We start from the raw sequence: 18,447 nt of genomic DNA, 5'->3' as shown, positions 1-18,447 counted from the left end.
CCAGGACTTGATCAGACATCAAAAAAGTGAGGTCGTATGCACGAACTTTCGCTCGCCGACGTGCCGTCGCGAATTGGCCAGGAGCTCGGTAAATCCGAATGGATCACCGTCGATCAAACTACAATCGATCTCTTTGCCGATGCGACACACGATCATCAATTCATCCACGTGCACCCGGAACGCGCGGCAGTCGAAAGCCCGTTTGGTGGCACTATCGCTCACGGCTTCCTGACGCTCTCGCTTCTGTCGGCGATGAACTTCAGCGGCATGCCAAAGATCCGCGAGCAGACCATGGGCCTTAACTACGGCTTAGACCGGGTGCGTTTCATGTCACCAGTTAAGACCGGCAGCCGTGTGCGCGGTCGCTTCGTTCTCTCTGAATGTCAATTTCGCGGCGCAAGCATGCTGGTGACTACCTACGAGGTTACGGTGGAGATCGAGAACGAGAACCGACCGGCACTCACTGCTAATTGGATCACTATCATTCAGTTTGATCCGAACGACAGGCCTAAAGGGATTTGACGCCAGCTCGCGCCAGCGGGTGTCGACTTGTTGTTTTGGCTGCACGCGATTTCGTAGTGTCACGCCGGAATTCTCGATCTGCTGCGTCGGCAATTGCGCGCTGGCATCATCCTTCGGGCAGGCGAAACGGGTTTGAGTTGAATTTCGCTGTAATGGAGGCTGATTGATTGCATTCGTTCCGTCTGGCCGCTGCGGTGTTGCCGCTACTTTTGTCATCTTGCATGCTCGGGCCCGACCATGCACCGCCGGAAACGCCTTTGCCGGAGAAGTTTTCCGAGGGTGCAAAACAGAGCGCCGGCGATGTTGCGGTGTCGGCGTGGTGGGATTCGTTTTCAGATCGTACGCTCAACCAGTACGTTGCCTCCGGCCTGCATGAGAACCTCAGTGTTCAGCAGGCGCTCGAAAGGGTTAATGCCGCCGCCGCGGACGTCACCATCGCTGGCGCCGGGGGCCTTCCCAAGGCATCACACACGACAAGCGGCGAGATCGGCAAAGGGGGAGATGTCACGAGCACACAGAATGTCTCGAGCGTGCAACTATCGTTGACCTGGCTGCTGGACGTATTCGGTCAGTACCGGCGCAGCACTGAAAGCGCACTGGCTTCTCTTGATTCTGCGCATGCGGCTGTCGACGCCGCAAAGCTAGCTCTAATCAAAGATCTTGTTTCCTCCTACATCGACGCCCGGTACTACCAGCAGCGCGTCTCGATTTCCCGAGCGAACCTGAAGTCGCGCCAGGAGACCTACGATTTCACGAATTTTCAAGTCGAAGCGGGAGCGGCTTCCCGGCTGGATGTCTTGCAAGCCGAAGGACTTGTCCGATCGACGATTGCCGAAATACCAAGGCTAGAACTGAATTTTCGCGTGTCGGCGCATCACATTGCGGCCCTCCTCGCTTTGCCGTCGGAAACAGTGATCAAGCAACTGCAGAAAAGTGAAGGGCAGCCGGTCTATCGCGGAAAGATCAATGCCGGCATTCCCGCCGATCTTATTCGCAATCGATTCGATATTCGCCAGGCTGAACGGGATCTCGCCGCCGCGACTGCACAGATCGGCGTGGCGGAAGCACAGCTTTACCCCGCGATAACGCTCTCCGGCTCGATCACCCCTTCCTATAACAAGCAGCGCGGCCGTCACGGGGGTATCTTGAAATGGTCCTTCGGGCCGAGCCTCGACCTCCCAATTCTGGACGGCGGCCGTTTGCGGGCAAACGTGGAGACTTCTAAATCGGACGCCGCAGCAGCCTACATAAGCTGGAAATTAACCGTCCTGACAGCTGTGCAGGAAGTCGAGGACGCTTTGACAGCCGTCCGACGCGACGTTCACACAGAGAACTCACGTCGCAGGCAAGTAGAAACGATCGAAGAAGCACTGAAGCTTTCGACGGCCTCGTACACTGATGGCGCCTCTTCTCTCCTCGATGTTCTCGAAGCGCAAAGGCAGGTGTCCAGCGCTCAGGCGAGCCTCGCTGCGGCGATCCAACAACTGGCCAAGGATCACGTGCGGTTGAATGTAGCAATCCGCGGTGGTTTTGCGGCTCCCAAAGTCGCGTCACCCAGGGAGGCCTCGAGGGTTGCAGCCGCAAATGCAAACATCCAATCCGCACATTCGCAATAGCCGAGCGCTGGATGCGGGATGGTTTAACCTGATCACGTCATTAGCGCGCCAGCGCCTGAGTTGTATTGGCGCCGGCCGGGAGGTCGTCCAATCGCGGCACATGCCCTTCACCACCTCCCGCTTACGAGCAGGGCTTAGAGCTAATGGGATGGTCCGCCCTGTCTCCCGAGAGCATAACGGAGGTGGGCAAAGGAGGGCTGAAATTATGGATCGCAACCAACTGCGCCAATGCGCCGTCTTCGGCATCGATATCGGAAAGAACCTCTTCCACGTGGTCGGCCTGGATAGTTCCGGCGCGAGACGCTACTGCAGCTCTTCGAACGAGCGAACAGAACGCTTGTCGGAATGGAATCCCGTCCGGGTTCCCAATGGCTTGCGCCAAGTTGCAGACGATGGGGCATTCCGTCCGCATCATCCCGGCGCAGTGAAGTCTATGTAAAATCGAACAAGAATGACATCATCGATGCTGCGGCGATCGCAGAAGCTGCAAGGCGACCGACGATGCGCTTCGTTGGCATTAAGCAAGCCGATCAGGTCGATCTTCAGATGTTGCATTGGGTGCGTATTCCGATGAAACCGGCCACCGATTCCGATTTGAAGCCGGCCATTTTTCGGGCTGATCCTGGGTCTGTTTGATGTTTGGATCGGGTTTTGTGCCAGGTCAAGCTTTGCTGTGTTTCAAGCGCCATCGGTGAACGCTGTTTGCGCATACTTTCGCCAATGATATCGATGCCTCGGCGTTGTGAACGAGGCGATCCAGTATCGCATCGGCGGCGTTGGGTTTGAAATAATTTCCCACCAGCGATCCAGGGGCACCTGGCTTGTGACGATCGTCGAGCGACGCTCGTAGCGGTCTTCGATGATCTCGAGAAGATCGCGGCGCTGATCATCGTTGAGTTTTTCCGGTCCCCAGTCATCGAGGATCAGCAGGTCGGTCTTGGCGATAGATTTGGGGATTCTGCCGTATCGCCCGTCACCCCTTGCAAGCGCGAGCGTGGCGAACAGCCGGGGAACGCGGTGGTATGCAACGGAGAAATCCTCGCGGCATGCTTTGACCGATGGATGCGGCCCAGCGCCGAAAGCGATCTGGTGTCCACTCAGCGTATCGCCGGTGGGAACTGGTCATGTGATCTGGGTCGGTTCCATGACGACAGCCGCCATAGCGGCGCTGATGGACGGCGATGCGCTTGCCGCGGTAAAAGATCTCGATGGTGCGCGCCGTTGCTCTAAGATCGACCTGCTGGCGAATGAGGGCATGGGGGACGGAATAAAAGAAGCTTTTGAACTCGACGTGATAATCGGTCGAGACACGGACCAGACGCCATTCGGCGAATTCGTAGTTTCACCCGGGAGGCTAGCGAGCGCAGCACGTTCGACACGTTCAAATACTTGCCGCCGGGTAACACCCAATCGACGCATGAGGTGATCGTTGATGCGATCAAGTGCCAATAGCGGCATTGGCCTCAGCCAGCGAGAAGAAAGTCAGCTTGCGCAACCGCCCCAGGATGCAGGTGGCGCATGGCGGCGTCGTCATCGGCGACGAGAACTTGTTTCAATGGCGTACCTTTACTGGTGCAGTCGATCAATAAATCACGTCGTTTCTATTTTCAGTTCCCTGCGCCACGTTGGGAAAGAGAAGCGCCCCAAGGGTGGAACGCTCCTCGGATCTTCGAATTAAATGAAGCCGAAATTTTCCGCCGTAAGCGAGGTAAGATCCGACATGTCGTGCAGATTGTCGACATGAGCGAAGGCATGCGCGTGGTTCGCAGAATCGACATAGGCTAGTGTCGCACCGTGAGTTTTGCCATCTTGACCGAGAGTTTTTTCGTCATGGTAGACAATGATGTCACCGGGGACTTCGTCGTGAATAGCGGTCGCGGCGGCAGAGCCAGACGTGAACCCTCGATCCGTGATTACCACGACGTGCTGACCGTGCGCTTTCGCGGCCTCGCCATTGTAGAAAGTGTCCACAAATTCGCCTGGGAAACCCTTCGAGTGGTTGATGAAATTTGCGCCAAACAGATCCCCTTTGCCGAAGTCACCGGCGTCCATGACAAAACGGTCTTGCTTCGGGTCGAAATCCGTCACAGTCGTATACCAGTGCGTTGTTCCAACCATAGGATCGTGGAACCGAAACACGAAGGCGTCGCCGTCTTCGCCGCCAGTCAGAACATCTGCGCCGTCGCCGGCCACCAGGGTATCCCTTCCCTTACCGGCGTCGAGCCTGTCGTCGCTCTCGCCGGTATGTGGTATTACGCGGCGCACTTCGAAGGGGTTGAAGGCTTTGAATGAGCCGTCACTATACAGGAGGTCGTCACCATCATCAGCATGGATTGTGTCTGAGCCATCCCCCGCATAGACAATGTCATGGCCGTCACCGGCAAAGATCACGTCGTGGCCGGCTTGAGCCCAAACCCAATCATCGCCGCCGCCGGCTTTGATCCAGTCATTGAGCTCGCGTGCATAGATTGTGTCGTTGTCATCGGATCCGTTAATAAAGGGGCTGTTATCAGTGCCTTTGATCATCATCGCAAATACTCCTTATGAGGCAACGGGCGCCGCCTGTGCCCCTTATCTTTTCCAAGAGCGAATTAGTGAAATCCATTGTTTTGATATGACCTATTTGAATGACGGATGCGAAAATGTTTATCTCGGCCGCACGGCACGCCCTTCGTAGTTGGCCGGCAGATATGAAAACGACTGGGGGCTATGATGATCGGCGGCCGAGCCGTGGCAACAATGTCCGCGACATCTCGTTGACGAAGGCGAAAGCTTCCTCCCTCGTATGCGCTGCAGGCATAGTCTGCAGAGCACCTTACTCAGGGTGCTTTGCAGATCGAAAACCTCAGCTCCAGGCGTGGAGCGGTGGCTTCTCGCCGTTCAGGAAATACTTACCCAAAATGGCATACTTCCAGCGGACGGGGTCGTGCAGAGTATGGGTGCGGGCGTTGCGCCAGTGGCGATCAAGCCCGTGCTCTGCAAGGGTCGAGCGCGTTCCTGCCAGTTCGAACAACTTGTTGGCGGCCGCGATCGCGATCTCAGTGGAGAGGATCTTGGCTTCGGCGGTAACGATCTGGGCTTCCGCAACGGTTCCCGCGTTCGGGTCGAGGATCGCTCGGTCAATGGCATAACCTGCCTTTTCAAGCAGCGCCTGCGCCGCATGAAGCCTTAGCGTCAAGTCCCCGATCGCCTGGATTGTGTACGGATCGTCCCAAGCGTTGTCGACGCCGGAATCCACCCAGGCGCGGCTCTTGGTGCGCACAAAACTGACGGTCTCGTCAATCGCGGCCTGCGCGATGCCGGTATCGACAGCCACTTGGATAATCTGGAAGATCGCTCCGTCCGCAGTCGGCACTTCATACCCTTTGTAGCCAGGCACGAGATGCGTCTTCGACACTTTGACGTTGTTAAGCAGTACCGTGCCCGACAGCGTGGTACGCTGGCCAAAGGAGGACCAGTCGTCGATGACAGTCAGACCCGGGGCACCGCGCTCGGCAATTGCGTACCAGGCCCTGCCCTCGTCATCCAGTGCCACGATTGGCACCAGATGCGCGAGCAGCGCTCCTGACGAGTAGAATTTCTGGCCGTTGACCACGACATGATCTCCGGCATCAACGAATTTTGTTTCGAAGTCGACCGCACGCTTGGATCCAAATTCGGAGAAGGCATTGCCGAAGCGCGTTCCTTTCAACACTTCCGCGAAGAGCAGCTTCTGTTGGTCTTCGTCTGACACCGTGCGGATGGCGGCGACCACACCCAGGTGGTTTTGCGCGATTTGTCCGATGGATGAATCGGCCGCCGAGATGATCTCGATGACCTTCGCAAGCGTCGCATAAGAGACCTCGGGACCGCCGAAGGCCTTCGGCACGTTGATAGACCAAAGCCCGCTTTGCGAAAACGCGTCCAGTTCCTTGACCGGCCAGATGCGGTCGCGATCGCGTGCTGCCGATTCCTTGACGAACTCTGCCGCGAGTGTCTTGGCGATGGCAATCGCTTCGGCGTCAGTCTTGATAATGTGGGCGGGCTGCGACGGGCGTGGAACAGGTGGCACGGCCTTTGCGGCATTTTCGGTATTTATGGTAGGATGGGTCACGGTGTTTCTCCTCTTGGATCGTGTTAGCCGACAACGGCGGGGATGGAGGGAGCCACGGCTCTCTGGCCGAGGTAGAAAGACTTGATGTCGTCGCGCCCTCGCAGATCCTGTGCGTCACCGGTCAGCACCGTGGCGCCGTTTTCGAGAATGATGGCGCGATCCGCATATTTCAGAGCGACGGCGGAATTCTGCTCCGCCACAAGGATAGAAAGACCTTCTTCGCGATTGAGGTGGCGGAGCTTCCGGAAAATGTCCTGGACGATGAGCGGCGCCAGTCCCATGGATGGTTCGTCGAGAACCAGGAGGCGCGGCCGCGACATGAGCGCCCGGCCGATCGCCGTCATCTGCTGCTCGCCACCCGAGGTCAGGCCGGAAAGTGCACGACGCTTTTCCTTCAACCTGGGGAAATGCGCGTAGATCTTCTCGATATCCTCGGCGATCTCAGCGCGCGTGCCGCTGCGGCCAAGCCCGCCGGAGACGAGGTTTTCCTCGACCGTCAGGCTGCGGAAGCAATGGCGGCCCTCAAGCACCTGCACGAGACCGGCACGCACCAGTGCAGCAGGGCTTGTGCGCAGGACATCGAGCCCGTCGAAGCGGATGCTGCCGGAAACGACTTGCCCACGTTCGGCTGGAAGCAGATTGGACAACGCCTTGAGCGTCGTCGTCTTTCCCGCGCCGTTGGCGCCAAGGAGCGCCAGAATTTCACCACGCGCCAGATGGAAACCAACGCCATCGAGCGCGGTGATGGCGTTATTGTACGTCGCCTTCAGACCATCGACCGCAAGCAGGGTAGTTTCCAGAGCCATGATCGTGTTCCTCTTGCCTTAAAAGGTCGGATTGAGAGAAGGCGCGAGGTTGGAGAGGGAGGCACCATCCTCGCGCCCGGTTCTTCAAGCCTCGCCCGTTATCAGGCGCGGCTTGAAGGGATCAGTTGGTCGCCGCCTCGGCGTCTGCCGCCGTGCGCAGCTTGATGCCCTTCTCGGCCGCGTAGGCTTCGGAAGACTTCTCGATGATGGGCCGCAACAGTGCCCAGTCCGGCGCGATCCAGTCAGAGACCACGTTCCACTTCTTCCCGTCCCACTGTTGGAAAGTCACGTAGCCGTTGCCCTCATGGTTATCCCAGGTGACATTGATCGAGTGGAACAGGCCCTTGGCGCCGAGCGCCTCGACACGCGCCGGATCGAGCTGAAGGTGTTCGAAGCCCCAGCGGACCTCGTCGCCAGTCAGCGTCCGCTTGCCGAACTTCTCCTGAGCGATCCGGATCGCCTCGACATTGAGGATGCCGTTGACGATACCCAGGTTATGGTAGACCGAGCCGATTCGCTTCTTGTCTTCGAGGTTCCCCTTGCCAGCGTCGTAGAGTGTTTTGACGATCTCCCGAACGACCGGGTATTCGGTGCCAGATGCCTGCGTGGTGATTGCCGTATAGCCCTTGGCAGCATCACCAGCGGGGATGACGTCTTCTTCTGAATTGGACCAGACGTTTCCGATTATATGATTTACCGGGAAACCAACCTTGGCTGCGGTCTTCAGCGCGACCGGGTTCATCACGCCCCATCCACGCAGGATGACGAAGTCTGGCTTGGCGCGGCGGATCGTCAGCCACTGCGACTGCTGCTCGTTCCCCGGATGCGGCACCTCGATCTGCTGTAGTTCAAAGGCGTATTTCTTCGCCAACAGTTCGTAGATCGGGATCGTTTCCTTGCCATAAGGCGAGCCATGATAGAGAACGACGATCTTCTTACCCTTGAGGTTTTCGATACCGCCTTCCTTGCCGGCGATGTAGTTCACGATGCCGGAAGTTTCGCTGTACGGGTTGAGCAGCAGCGGGAAGACATAAGGGAAAACGCGGCCGTCGGTCGAATCCGTGCGGCCATGGTTGATGGTGATCAACGGGACCTTGTCGGCGGTGACGCGATCGATCATCGCATAGGCAATGCCCACGGAAAGCGGGTTCCAGGCAGCGACGTTCGGGTTGCTCTTCAGGCGCTCATAGGCCTCGACGCCACGCTCGACCTCGTACTGCGTCTCTGCTTCCGACCATGTTAGCTTGACGCCACCCACGCCGCCGTCGCGCGTGTTGATCAGGTTCAGATAATCGATGAAACCACCGAAGAAGCCGGTGCCGCCGGCAGCATAGGGGCCGACGCGATAGCTCTGGAGCGGGAAATATTGTTCGTCCGCATGGGCCATCGGCAGGGCCACCGTGAAGGCGAGGCCGGCGGCAAGAGCCGCAATCTTGAATTTGGCAAGGATCGTCATTTTTGGACATACTCCGGGTATCGACCGGGGCAAGGCGCCGGTCCGGGTTGATCTGATGAGGGCTGGTGGCATTTCGAGAGCCTTGATGGCTCCGTTTCGATCAGGAATGCACGATGGCGGAACGGATTCGTTTTCGGACCCGATCCCAAAGGGCGACAAGCCCATCCGGTTCGAGGACCAGAAAGAGGATGATGAGCGCGCCGAGCACGATGCGCTGGCTCATATCTAGCACGCCCGAATTGAAGATATTTCCGAGCAGGAAAGAGCCAAGCCGCGACAGGACCAGGGGGAACACAACGATCAGCGCCGCTCCGAAAAAAGCACCGCGGATCGATGCAAGCCCCCCGATGATGACGATGAACAGGACCTGGAACGACCGGTCAAGATTGAAACCGGCGGGCTCGACCGTGCGCAAATAGGCGAAGGCCCACAGGACGCCGGCGATGCCGATGATGAAGGAGGAGATTGCGAAGGCCAGAAGCTTGGTCTTCATCACCGGCACGCCTATGATCCGCGCCGCTGTCTCGTTGTCACGCACGGCGATGAAATTGTGGCCGGTCTGCGAATTCACCAACCGATACGCCAGAAAAGTGAGGACGGCGACCACCGTCAGCGCGAAATAGTATCGTCCGACCGGGTCATCGAAAACAAATCCGGAGACCGAAAGCTGCGGCGCATCGATCACGCCGGACGCGGAGTCATTAGAGAACCAGCTGAATTTGGTCAGCGCCCACTGCACGAAAAACTGCGCAGCGAGGGTCGATACTGCAAGGTAAAAGCCCTTGAGGCGGAGGCTCGGAAGGCCGAACACCAGACCGATGCCGGCCGCCGCAAGACCAGCAAGAATCATGCTGACGATCAATGGCAGACCGTCGACGCGAAGATTGAGATTGAACGCTGCGAAGGCACCGACAGCCATGAAGGCAGCACTTCCCAGTGACACCTGCCCTGCATAACCCGTGAGGATATTGAGCCCCAAGCCGGCGAGGCTGAGCGCCAGGAACGGCACCAGGATAGCCTCGAAGAGATAGTCGGACCCGAGAAGCGGCACAACACCATAGGCAATGGCAAGCCAACGCAATGGCGTCGCCCAGTGCGCCGGGAAACTGTAGACCGAAAGATCATGGGTGATCGTGGACATCGGTCAGACCCTTTCCACAAGCTTCTGGCCGAACAGGCCGGAAGGGCGCACGAGAAGAAAGGCGAGCGCGATGACATAGGCAAACCAGCCCTCAATGCCGCCGCCGAAATATCCGCCGATATAGACCTCAGCCAGCTTCTCGGACGCGCCGATCAGCAACCCGCCGAGGATCGCGCCGAGGATCGAGTCGAACCCACCGAGGACGAGAACCGGCAAGGCCTTCAGGACGATCAGCGACAGGGAGAATTGCACCTCGACGCGCGCTCCCCACAAAAGACCGGCGACCAGCGCCACCAGACCTGCAGCAGCCCAGACGGTCGCCCAGATCCAGGGCAGCCTCAACCCAACGGCGAGCGCCGCGAACTGATCGTCGGCCACGGCGCGAAAACCAAGCCCGATGCGGGTGTAACGGAAGAAGACAGAGAGCAGCAGCACCATGGAGGCGGCAACGACGGCTGCGAAGATGTCGAATTGACTGATGTAGACACCACCGACATCGAACGGCACATCCTCGATACCAAGATCAAGACCGTGCACCTGCGTGCCCCAGATCAGTTGGGCAGCGCCCTCGATAATATAGGAGAGGCCGAGCGTCGCCATGAAGAGCGTGATCGGCGGTTTGTTGGTCAGCGGCCTCAACACGGTGCGCTCGACGGCTATCCCGATAACGACCATGATCGCGAAGGTGATCGCGAATGCGAGCGGGAAGGAAATGCCGCGTTCCGTCAGGCTGACGAAGGTCAGCGCCGCGAACAGGAGCATCGCCCCTTGCGCAAAATTGAGGACGCCGGATGTCTTGTAGATCAGGACGAAACCGATCGCGACCAGCGAATACATGACGCCGGACAAAAGGCCGCCGACGAGAACCTCCATGAAGAACAGCCAGTCGAAATCAGCCATCAGATGCCCGCCCCCTCTTCATTTTCGAGAGCGACACCGAGATAGGCATCAATCACGCGCTGGTCGCGCTGGATTTCGTTGGGTGTTCCATCGGCGATCTTGCGGCCGTGGTCGAGCACGACAACGCGTTCGGACAACCCCATGACAACGCCGATATCGTGCTCGATCAGCACGACGGTGGTACCGAACCTGTCACGTGCGGCGCGCACGAAATCGGCCATCTCGTTCTTTTCCGTCGCCGTCATTCCGGCCATCGGCTCATCGAGCAGCAGGATGTCGGGCTCGGCCACCAGAGCGCGCGCCAATTCCACCCGTTTTTGCAGACCATAAGGCAGTGTACCGACCAGACGATCGCCAATATGCGAAAGGTGGAGGAACTCGAGCACCTCGAAAGCCCGACTGCGGGCATCCCTCTGTTCCGTGCGGGCTCGACCGAGGCCGACGATCTGTTCGACGAAGCTAGACCGCGTCTTGTGCGCTCGTCCAACCACGACATTGTCGAGAACGCTCAAACCCTTGAACAATGCCAGGTTTTGGAACGTGCGAGCGATGCCGAGACGGGCAAGTTTCTGCGTCGGGACCTGGGCATGGCGGCGCCCGGAGAGCCACACAAAACCGCGATCGGGTCGGTATACGCCGCTGATCACATTGATGATCGAGCTCTTGCCAGCACCGTTGGGCCCTATAACGGCGAGGATTTCGCCACGCCAAACGGACAGATCGATATCCTTCAGGGCGACGACGCCACCGAAGGATAGATCGATGCGGGCCAGCTCCAGAATGATGCCGTCCGTTGCGCCGGCTTCAATGGGCGACGCCCAGGCCGCGCCTGTTCCTCTGTCCAAGCCGGCCAAGTGCTCCTGAACGTCCGGCGGAAACGGCGCCGCTCCCAAGCCTCCGAAGGCAAATGTCATAGTGTGCAGCCCCTGCTTTCGACGGCGCGCCACGAGCCCACGAGTTCATAGGCGCACGCTATCCCACCACGAACCACCGGGTTCTTGGCCTGTCATCGTTGATGCGGCCGGCTTTGCGGGCCGGCCGACAACGTGTTGCGATTACTCGGCGGCGACGGCCGTCGCCGTTTCGGCTTCTTCCAACTCGCGAATCAACGGGATGACGTGCTTGCCGAAATACTCGACCTCTTCCTGGAAATGCAGGAAACCGAGAAGGATGAGGTCCGCGCCGGCGCGCTTCAGGTCGATGACCCGCTCGGCGACCTGGCGGGGTGTCCCTATCAGGTTGGAGCGGAAGCCGTCGTTGTACTGGATCAGGTCCTCGAAAGAGGATTTCGCCCAGTTGCCCTCGCCTTCAGGTGATGATTTCCCGGCGTTCTTGACTTCGTGCCCGAAGGCATTGACCGCCTCTGGATTGGCCTTCTCAATAATCTCGGCGAGCACGGCCCTTGCCTCTACCTCGGTCTCGCGGACGATGGCGAAAGCGTTGACACCAACGCGGACGGAATGACCGTTAGCCTTCGCCTTGCCCTGGATGTCAGCCACCTGCTTGCCGATTTCCTCCGGCGTGTTGCCATTGGTGAAGTACCAGTCGGAAACACGCGATGCCATGTCGCGTGCAGCGCGAGAGGAGCCGCCCTGGAAGATTTCCGGCTGTGGATCGATCGGCTTGGGCTTAAGCGAATAATTGTTGAAGCGATAGAAATCGCCGTGGAACGTGAAATTGTCTTCGGTCCAAATACCGCGCAGTGCGCGGATGAATTCCTCCGAGCGGCGGTAGCGCTCGTCATGGTCAAGCCAGTGCTCGCCAATTGCGTGGAACTCGCCTCGGAACCAGCCACTGACGATATTGACGGCGACACGACCATTGGTGAGGTGATTGATGGTGGCGATCTGCTTGGCCGCCAGTGTAGGATTCCATGGTCCCGGCAGAATGGCGGCAATCACCTTCAGCGTTGTCGTCGATTCCAGCAGCGCATGGCTAAAGGAGACGGATTCATGCTGGAATTCGGCGCCATAACCGGCGGTGAAACGAATTTGGCTCAGCGCATAATCGAAGCCACTAGCCTCGGCGATCTGCGCCAGCTTTCTGTTATATTCGATCGTCCAGCTCGTCCGCTGCTCAATATTGGAAATGACGAGGCCACCCGAAACATTGGGAACCCAGTAGGCGAATTTGACCGGCTCTCTGCTGGCATAGGACATGATACTCTCCCTCTTGAAATGGCTAGGCTGACGCGTCGGCGAGCGCCCGGCGGTTTGCATGAGCGCGCGCGGCAGCGGTGTGCTCAGAGAGCGGCAGCACCTGAGCGAGTTCTGAAACGGCGCGCTCGATACGCTCTTGAACGACAGGACTGGCGATCTCATAATCCGTGAAATCGGTTTCGGTAGCGTAGATCGACGTCGGCAGTGTCAGGGCGTTGAAGAAGCCGAATAGCGGGCGCAACTGATGTTCGGTCATCAAACCGTGCAGCGGTGTTCCACCTGTGGCAGCCAGAATGACCCGCTTTCCGGTCAGTGCGCGGTAGTCAACAAGGTCGAAGAGATGCTTGAGAGCGCCGGTATACGATGCCCGGTAGACCGGCGACCCGACAACAAGGACATCAGCCGCCTCGACGGCGTCGATAATCGCCCGCCCCTCGGCATCCAACTGGTCCGATCGAAGCGCCTTGAAGAGAATGGGGGCAGCGTCAACCAGTTCTATGGTTTGCCCATCGAGACTCAGCTTCGATGTGGCTTCCGACACGATCGCTTCCACAAGGGAGGCAGTTCGCGACGGTCGTTTCACACTCCCCGATAGACCCAGAATTTTCATTTCGGCAGCACCTTAATTGTTGTGTTAGTCTATCGATTTTATGGATAAATGGTAACGACTTGATGCTATTAATCCTTCCAATCATGGATTCTAATCCTGAAATCGCGCCAGCTTGACGAAATAAAAACCTCAGTAACCTGCGCAAGGCGTTCTATGTGGGGCAACGAACCGAATGCCATGGCGAGGGCGAACAACTCTCCGATGCCGAATCGGCGGGGCGTCCGCAGCGTCGCCGTCATGATTGGCGAAAACGTTGAACCACTCGAAGAAATCACAGCCAACTCAGACAACATCGCCAACGGCGAAATGCACGTCAGCGGCGGCAGCGAACATAGTAGTAGAGCAGATCCTGTTTAATCTGGGTCATATCCTGGCGAAGTCGTTGACGCGTTCTGCCGGCGGTGAAACGTGGCATCCTCCACGAAAGCAGGAATTGCGCTCGCCAGACCGTCAGTGAACATCGAACATAAGATATGTCTGTGAATATAGATCAAAACGTCTGCTTGAGGGATGGAAAGACGATCAAGGGTAGTTATCAGTGTGCCGTGTGTGTGATTTAAGGTTGAGATGATCAGAATGGAAATTATGTCTACTGAGCGACGCTATTTTGATGTGGCCGTCGTTATTCCTCTTGAGGAAGAGTGCCAAGAGTTTCTGGAGGTGTTCGATCTCGGCGAGGACTTCTCAACAGAGTTTTTGTTCCGATCGGCGATCAACTTAGCAAACAGTGATCTTACAATGATCGTTATTAAGCAAGAGGGTATGGGGCGAACCCACGCTGGCAACGCAATAGCGTCAGTTTTGGAAGAGTTCGATATTGGCCTGGCAGTATGTTTGGGTATCGCTGGCTCGTTGAGCGACGATCTACAGCTTGGAGACGTATGTTACAGCACTCAGGTTTTTGACGTTCTCGACAATGCAAAAGCAAGTGACAATAAAGGCGGTATCGATATCGAATTCTCGCCAACCCATTATCGGACGGATCGATCCCTAGTCGCGTGCCTGAACTTCATGCGTTTAAAGAGAGAATTGAGGCCTCTTTATAAAGCTTGGAGGTCCGATCGTGGCGATTTCGCAAAGACGCTCGTTCCAGGACCATTGGTCGGGAGGAAGGGAAGAGCGGAAAGCCTTCACGAACCTAAGGCCTTGGAGGGAACAGTTGCCTGTGCGGCGGTAACGAAAAGCGAGGAATATAACGAGAAGCTACGTAAAATTGACCGCAAAGTCTTAGCTGTTGAGACGGAGAGTGGTGCGGTTTATGAGAAGGCTTCCGCTAAGGCGATTAGCGCTCTGACGATCCGTGGCATTTCTGACCATGCTGATGCTACTAAGAACGAGTTAGAAGCCTCGTCGCGAGGAGGGCGTTCGCAAGGCAGCTGCCGCCAACGCTGCACACTTCCTACGGCTACAGCTTGGCAACCAAGAATTTGTGGATTACCTGAAGAAGAAACGCCAATCGAATGGCAAGTTAGTTCAACCCGAACCGAACGCAGTCAATGGCGAGCGTTCCCTTCAAGAAATATTCAATGAAGCGGAATCCGTAATTCGCACAAAACTCAAGGCGCTTTGCCCAGAGTATCAGCTGCAGGAGAAAGGCTATCGACTACCGGTGCCGCGTCTGCGCAGGACCGAGTCTGATCGAGATATCGATGATATTGATGACCGCCATCCCCGTGATATTCTGGAGGTGCTAGCGACGAAGTCAGCAGTCGTCATCACGTTGCCCGCAACATACCCCGATGACAGTATTCCGTGGGTAATTGCCGATCATCTATTGGCTAACAGCGTCGGAGACGCACAAATTCTCCCTATCGTGATAGATGGCAATGCAATGGCGCCGCCTCGAAATTCTCTAGCGAGCCTGTCGTCGCCGTCCGTGCCGTTAATTGATGAGGGCTCGGGCGTTCAGGTCGTGTACGTCATCGATGGGCTGCCACTTTCGTCACGGATCAAAATGAATTTCATTCGGGGCGAGATCAAAGCAAGATCCGAGGCAAAGTTCATCTACATCTGCAAAAACGAATCTAGGATCGTTGAAATCACCGAATTCGCGAACGAGCAATCTGCCGACCTTTGCCGTTTATGCCCTGTGTCTTTTCACGACATAGCATTGTTTCTCCAGAAAAATTTCTCAATGTCGTCCTCCGAAGCTGAGGTCGTGGCGTTTCGTTTAAATCGCACTTTCAATAGGTTCGAGTTGGCGGCCCACCCGACCTATTTTGCCGGTATACCAAAAGAGACTTTAGCGGCTTTGTTACAGGCTAATCGCAGGTCGGAACTTATCCAACTCGCGGTAGACGGCTTCCTGACGTTTGTTGTGGCGGATGATAAAGCGGACATTTCGCTTAGCCGAACGACACGCTCTCGGTTTCTGAGGAAACTCGTGGTCCAGCTGAACGTCGAGAAAATGTCTTTCTCACAGTCCGAACTTGTTGCCTTTACGCAGGATTTCTCCAAACTATATGATTTTGCAATTGATCCTCTCAAATTCATACAGGCGTTTGTCGATAAAGGTATAATTCATTTCGACGCGGGGGATAATGTCCGATTTTCTCTGCCTTTTGTCGAGAAATACCTGCTCGCCAGTGAACTTTCGCAGGATAATATTTTGGCTGAAAAATATTATGATTTCAATGCAACTGATTTTGATTTCAACTCGTTCGATATATACTGTGAAATTGGTGCGGCAGATGTATTGGTTGGCAAGTACCTCGCGCTTACGGACAACCTCATTGCCCAATATGGTCTCCAATCCGACGAAGAACACCTTCTTATCTCGGGCAACATTCATCCCGTAATGCTAGGTTCCCAAGACAGACTGCAAGTGTTGCACAAAAAAGTGGCGCAGGCCCAGGATGATATCAAAAACAACAGGGGCGACACCAAATCGAAGCAACGGATGATCGATATGATCGATCATGTGAAGGAAAAGGTTGCTGAAGAGAGCCGGCTCGAAGCCGAGCAGCCAGACGAACAATTCGCCGAAAGCCATCCGCCAGACCATCAAAACCTCCATCACCTACAGCATGCGATCGGCGTTTGGGCAGTCGGCGTTATCATATTAGGCTCTGGCGCCGAACACCTGACGGGTAAGACAAAGCAGAACATCACAAAAAGCATCGTTAGGCTCGGAAGCGCTTTGACCCATCATTGGACGAGCGTTCATGCGGCTATCGACTTTGCGAAGATGAAGCGTGAGCTGGCGACCGACGAAAATGTACTGCACTTTTTCCGGTCGAACGGCAAGCATCCTGAGGATTTAGTGGAAGCCAAAAAGTTCATCGAAACAATGGTCGATGTGATCGAGTATTACATGCTGTCGCAACCGATGCGACGAACCTTGGAATATCTCTGTGAGCAGGCACGTCAACGAGTTCTCGCAGAAAGCGTTGCCAAACCTTCGTTCGAGCATCCTATGGAGAAAATTCTACATAGTGCGTGGTTAACCGACATCGAAAGTGGTCGTGGAAAGGATGCGCTTTACGATGCCATTCGTGCGCTTCCCCCGGCAACGTTCCTGCGTATCAATCTTGCTTCACATTTTTTGACACGGGTTCATTGGAGTCAGTGGCGAAAGGATGATCGCTTGCTTCTACTGGATATGGCGGTAGAGGCAATCAAGCCGTTAGATGTGTCGATTAAGAAGGGAGAGCTAAAACGAGCTATCGAGAAGGAAGCAGCTGAAAAGAAGAGGGATGTCGAAAAGAAGCTATCGGATGGTGGCTAAAATTGCGCTCGCCAGCGCTAACATAGTCTTTTATGCGGAACTGTTCCATCCTGGGTCGGGTCGCTCGTGGGGAAGCTGATTTATTCCTAAGCTTCTTCAAGCCCATGGAACTTCTCTCGACAGTCAGCTGATCGGACGACTCGACGAACCAGCTCTTTCACGAATTGCTTTACATCTGCGACATCATGCTTTTTGAGCTGAACGGAATTTTTTGGGTGGGCTGGCGAATGTGCGTCGGCTCGTGGCTGCCATGGGGGAGTGGGATATTAATCGGCTGTACCTTTGCTGAATCTGCTGCGAAACTGTTCACCTCTGTAGGTGCGTAACCGCCGGCGCAATAATCTAGCGTGGGCGCGCCCAACGATTCTCGCGGCGACAATTACTTTCGTTGAATGTGCACGAATAGTAGCTGACCCTGCTACCTCATCCGGAAAACCGGACTCTCGGGAAAACCTTTCGCATCCCAAGGCAGCGTGGTTGTGGTCGAACTTGTTTCGACGGCAGCCACGTTTGTGGCTATGAGACCGCCTGTGTCGCTAGGAATGTTCCGGGAGCGAGCGCGTAAGCGTCCGGTGAGGGCCGTCTTGCGAGGTTGAGACGAACATCGGAAGTCCTAGTGCAAACACTAGGAGTAGTCCTATGACGAAGCATCAGATTGAAGTGATCACGTCTGTCGAGCGCCGGCGGCGCTGGTCTCAGGAAGATAAAGAGCGGCTCGGTTCATGGCGACGCTGATCATGAGTGCCAAGCTCAACGACATCGATCCGCAGGCTTTGGCTTGCTGACGTCCTGGCCCGAATCGCCGACACGCCAATCAGTAAGCTGGAGCAATTGCTTCCGTGGAATTGGCAGCCACACGGACTGAACGCTCAAGCAGCCTAACCTGCGGCCGTCACCGGATGCTTACACGAGCTGATTGGCGCGATAAGAATGCCGTTCGTTTTTTGCTTTGCGGTGTGTCGCTCGTCCAGCGAAACTAGTCGGTTCTACCGCAAGGGGAAGCTAGGATGTCCGTTTCCGACCTGCCGAGAACGCTTTCTCTGCCGGCCGAATATAATGGTGGTCCGAGTAAACTGACTTCGGCGTAACCGGTGTTCTTCCCACGCGTTATCCTGTCAGGAATCTGGTGTTCGACTTTCAATACAAGAGCGAAGGAAGTGTTTCCGTCGCGGCTGAGATTCTGCGAATAAATTCAACTCATTGGCGATCGATCCGATGGTGACGAAATACTCAATCCGACCAAAATGTCGGGGTTTTCAGATAGAAGGGGAACTTTTCGTGCTGCTTGAGGGAGTCATAGCTGTACATGACCACTTCGAGGTTTGGCCATCGGCAACGGGAGATTGTCAGATCAAACATTTGCGGACTCAAGCAACGCTTCACCGCGCTTGCACAATACTATATCGTGCCGAGTTGT

At 56.3% G+C, this 18,447-nt stretch carries 15 protein-coding genes and 2 pseudogenes; 6 read left to right on the top strand and 11 right to left on the bottom strand.

All coding sequences use genetic code 11. The features are described 5' to 3' along the window. The first annotated feature begins 36 nt into the window (after positions 1–36). The 3 genes from HJB83_RS24595 (at position 37) to HJB83_RS34290 (ending at position 2,774) form a co-directional block, all read left to right on the top strand. A complete protein-coding gene (locus HJB83_RS24595; protein ID WP_011654219.1) occupies positions 37–522 on the top strand; it encodes a MaoC family dehydratase in 486 nt (161 codons plus the stop codon). Positions 523–689: 167 nt separating this feature from the next. After that, positions 690–2,138 (top strand): efflux transporter outer membrane subunit, encoded by a 1,449-nt coding sequence (locus HJB83_RS24590; RefSeq protein WP_221140611.1) that lies wholly within the window; start codon positions 690–692, stop codon positions 2,136–2,138. Between the two features lie 345 nt (positions 2,139–2,483). Then, entirely contained in the window at positions 2,484–2,774 is a 291-nt protein-coding gene (locus tag HJB83_RS34290; protein ID WP_231285528.1) for a transposase, read from the top strand. A gap of 62 nt (positions 2,775–2,836) precedes the next feature. Here HJB83_RS34290 and HJB83_RS24580 read toward each other — a convergent pair. The 11 genes and pseudogenes from HJB83_RS24580 to msuE all read right to left on the bottom strand — a co-directional run. Then, positions 2,837–3,191 (bottom strand): annotated as a pseudogene (locus HJB83_RS24580) (ATP-binding protein); the annotation flags it as partial. Further along, on the bottom strand, positions 3,112–3,456 hold the full coding sequence (locus HJB83_RS34785; RefSeq protein ID WP_376775615.1) for a Mu transposase domain-containing protein: 345 nt from the start codon (positions 3,454–3,456) through the stop codon (positions 3,112–3,114). The gene HJB83_RS34785 and the pseudogene HJB83_RS24580, both read right to left, overlap by 80 nt. A 356-nt stretch (positions 3,457–3,812) precedes the next feature. Then, positions 3,813–4,667, bottom strand: a complete 855-nt coding sequence (locus HJB83_RS24570) for a calcium-binding protein (RefSeq protein WP_221140609.1) — start codon at positions 4,665–4,667, stop codon at positions 3,813–3,815. A gap of 316 nt (positions 4,668–4,983) precedes the next feature. Then, complete coding sequence (locus tag HJB83_RS24565) at positions 4,984–6,231, bottom strand: SfnB family sulfur acquisition oxidoreductase (RefSeq protein WP_127431425.1); 1,248 nt, start codon at positions 6,229–6,231, stop codon at positions 4,984–4,986. Between the two features lie 23 nt (positions 6,232–6,254). Then, positions 6,255–7,037, bottom strand: a complete 783-nt coding sequence (locus HJB83_RS24560) for an ABC transporter ATP-binding protein (protein ID WP_168260017.1) — start codon at positions 7,035–7,037, stop codon at positions 6,255–6,257. 121 nt (positions 7,038–7,158) lie between these two features. Further along, complete coding sequence (locus tag HJB83_RS24555) at positions 7,159–8,493, bottom strand: ABC transporter substrate-binding protein (protein WP_168257376.1); 1,335 nt, start codon at positions 8,491–8,493, stop codon at positions 7,159–7,161. A gap of 100 nt (positions 8,494–8,593) precedes the next feature. After that, positions 8,594–9,634, bottom strand: a complete 1,041-nt coding sequence (locus HJB83_RS24550; RefSeq protein ID WP_221140607.1) for a branched-chain amino acid ABC transporter permease — start codon at positions 9,632–9,634, stop codon at positions 8,594–8,596. Between the two features lie 3 nt (positions 9,635–9,637). Next, entirely contained in the window at positions 9,638–10,534 is an 897-nt protein-coding gene (locus tag HJB83_RS24545) for a branched-chain amino acid ABC transporter permease (protein ID WP_221140605.1), read from the bottom strand. Further along, positions 10,534–11,427 (bottom strand): ABC transporter ATP-binding protein, encoded by an 894-nt coding sequence (locus tag HJB83_RS24540; protein ID WP_376775614.1) that lies wholly within the window; start codon positions 11,425–11,427, stop codon positions 10,534–10,536. The genes HJB83_RS24545 and HJB83_RS24540 overlap by 1 nt, the downstream gene beginning before the upstream one ends. A 162-nt stretch (positions 11,428–11,589) precedes the next feature. After that, positions 11,590–12,693 (bottom strand): dimethylsulfone monooxygenase SfnG, encoded by a 1,104-nt coding sequence (gene sfnG / locus HJB83_RS24535; protein ID WP_168257372.1) that lies wholly within the window; start codon positions 12,691–12,693, stop codon positions 11,590–11,592. Between the two features lie 22 nt (positions 12,694–12,715). Beyond that, positions 12,716–13,303, bottom strand: a complete 588-nt coding sequence (gene msuE / locus HJB83_RS24530) for an FMN reductase (protein ID WP_221140601.1) — start codon at positions 13,301–13,303, stop codon at positions 12,716–12,718. A gap of 567 nt (positions 13,304–13,870) precedes the next feature. On the opposite strand from msuE, the gene HJB83_RS24525 reads away from it, so the two are divergent. From HJB83_RS24525 to HJB83_RS24515, 3 genes and pseudogenes are all read left to right on the top strand, one after another. Beyond that, positions 13,871–14,833 (top strand): hypothetical protein, encoded by a 963-nt coding sequence (locus HJB83_RS24525; protein ID WP_221159689.1) that lies wholly within the window; start codon positions 13,871–13,873, stop codon positions 14,831–14,833. Continuing rightward, complete coding sequence (locus HJB83_RS24520; RefSeq protein ID WP_221159688.1) at positions 14,733–17,030, top strand: hypothetical protein; 2,298 nt, start codon at positions 14,733–14,735, stop codon at positions 17,028–17,030. Before HJB83_RS24525 ends, HJB83_RS24520 begins: the two co-directional genes overlap by 101 nt. A gap of 713 nt (positions 17,031–17,743) precedes the next feature. After that, positions 17,744–17,912: pseudogene (locus HJB83_RS24515) on the top strand (transposase domain-containing protein); the annotation flags it as partial. Positions 17,913–18,447 lie beyond the last annotated feature (535 nt).

This window comes from Rhizobium sp. NZLR11, assembly GCF_019685115.1.
GTDB lineage: Bacteria > Pseudomonadota > Alphaproteobacteria > Rhizobiales > Rhizobiaceae > Rhizobium.
Note: the sequence above shows the minus strand (reverse complement) of the source record. Positions and strands in the feature narration are given on the sequence as shown.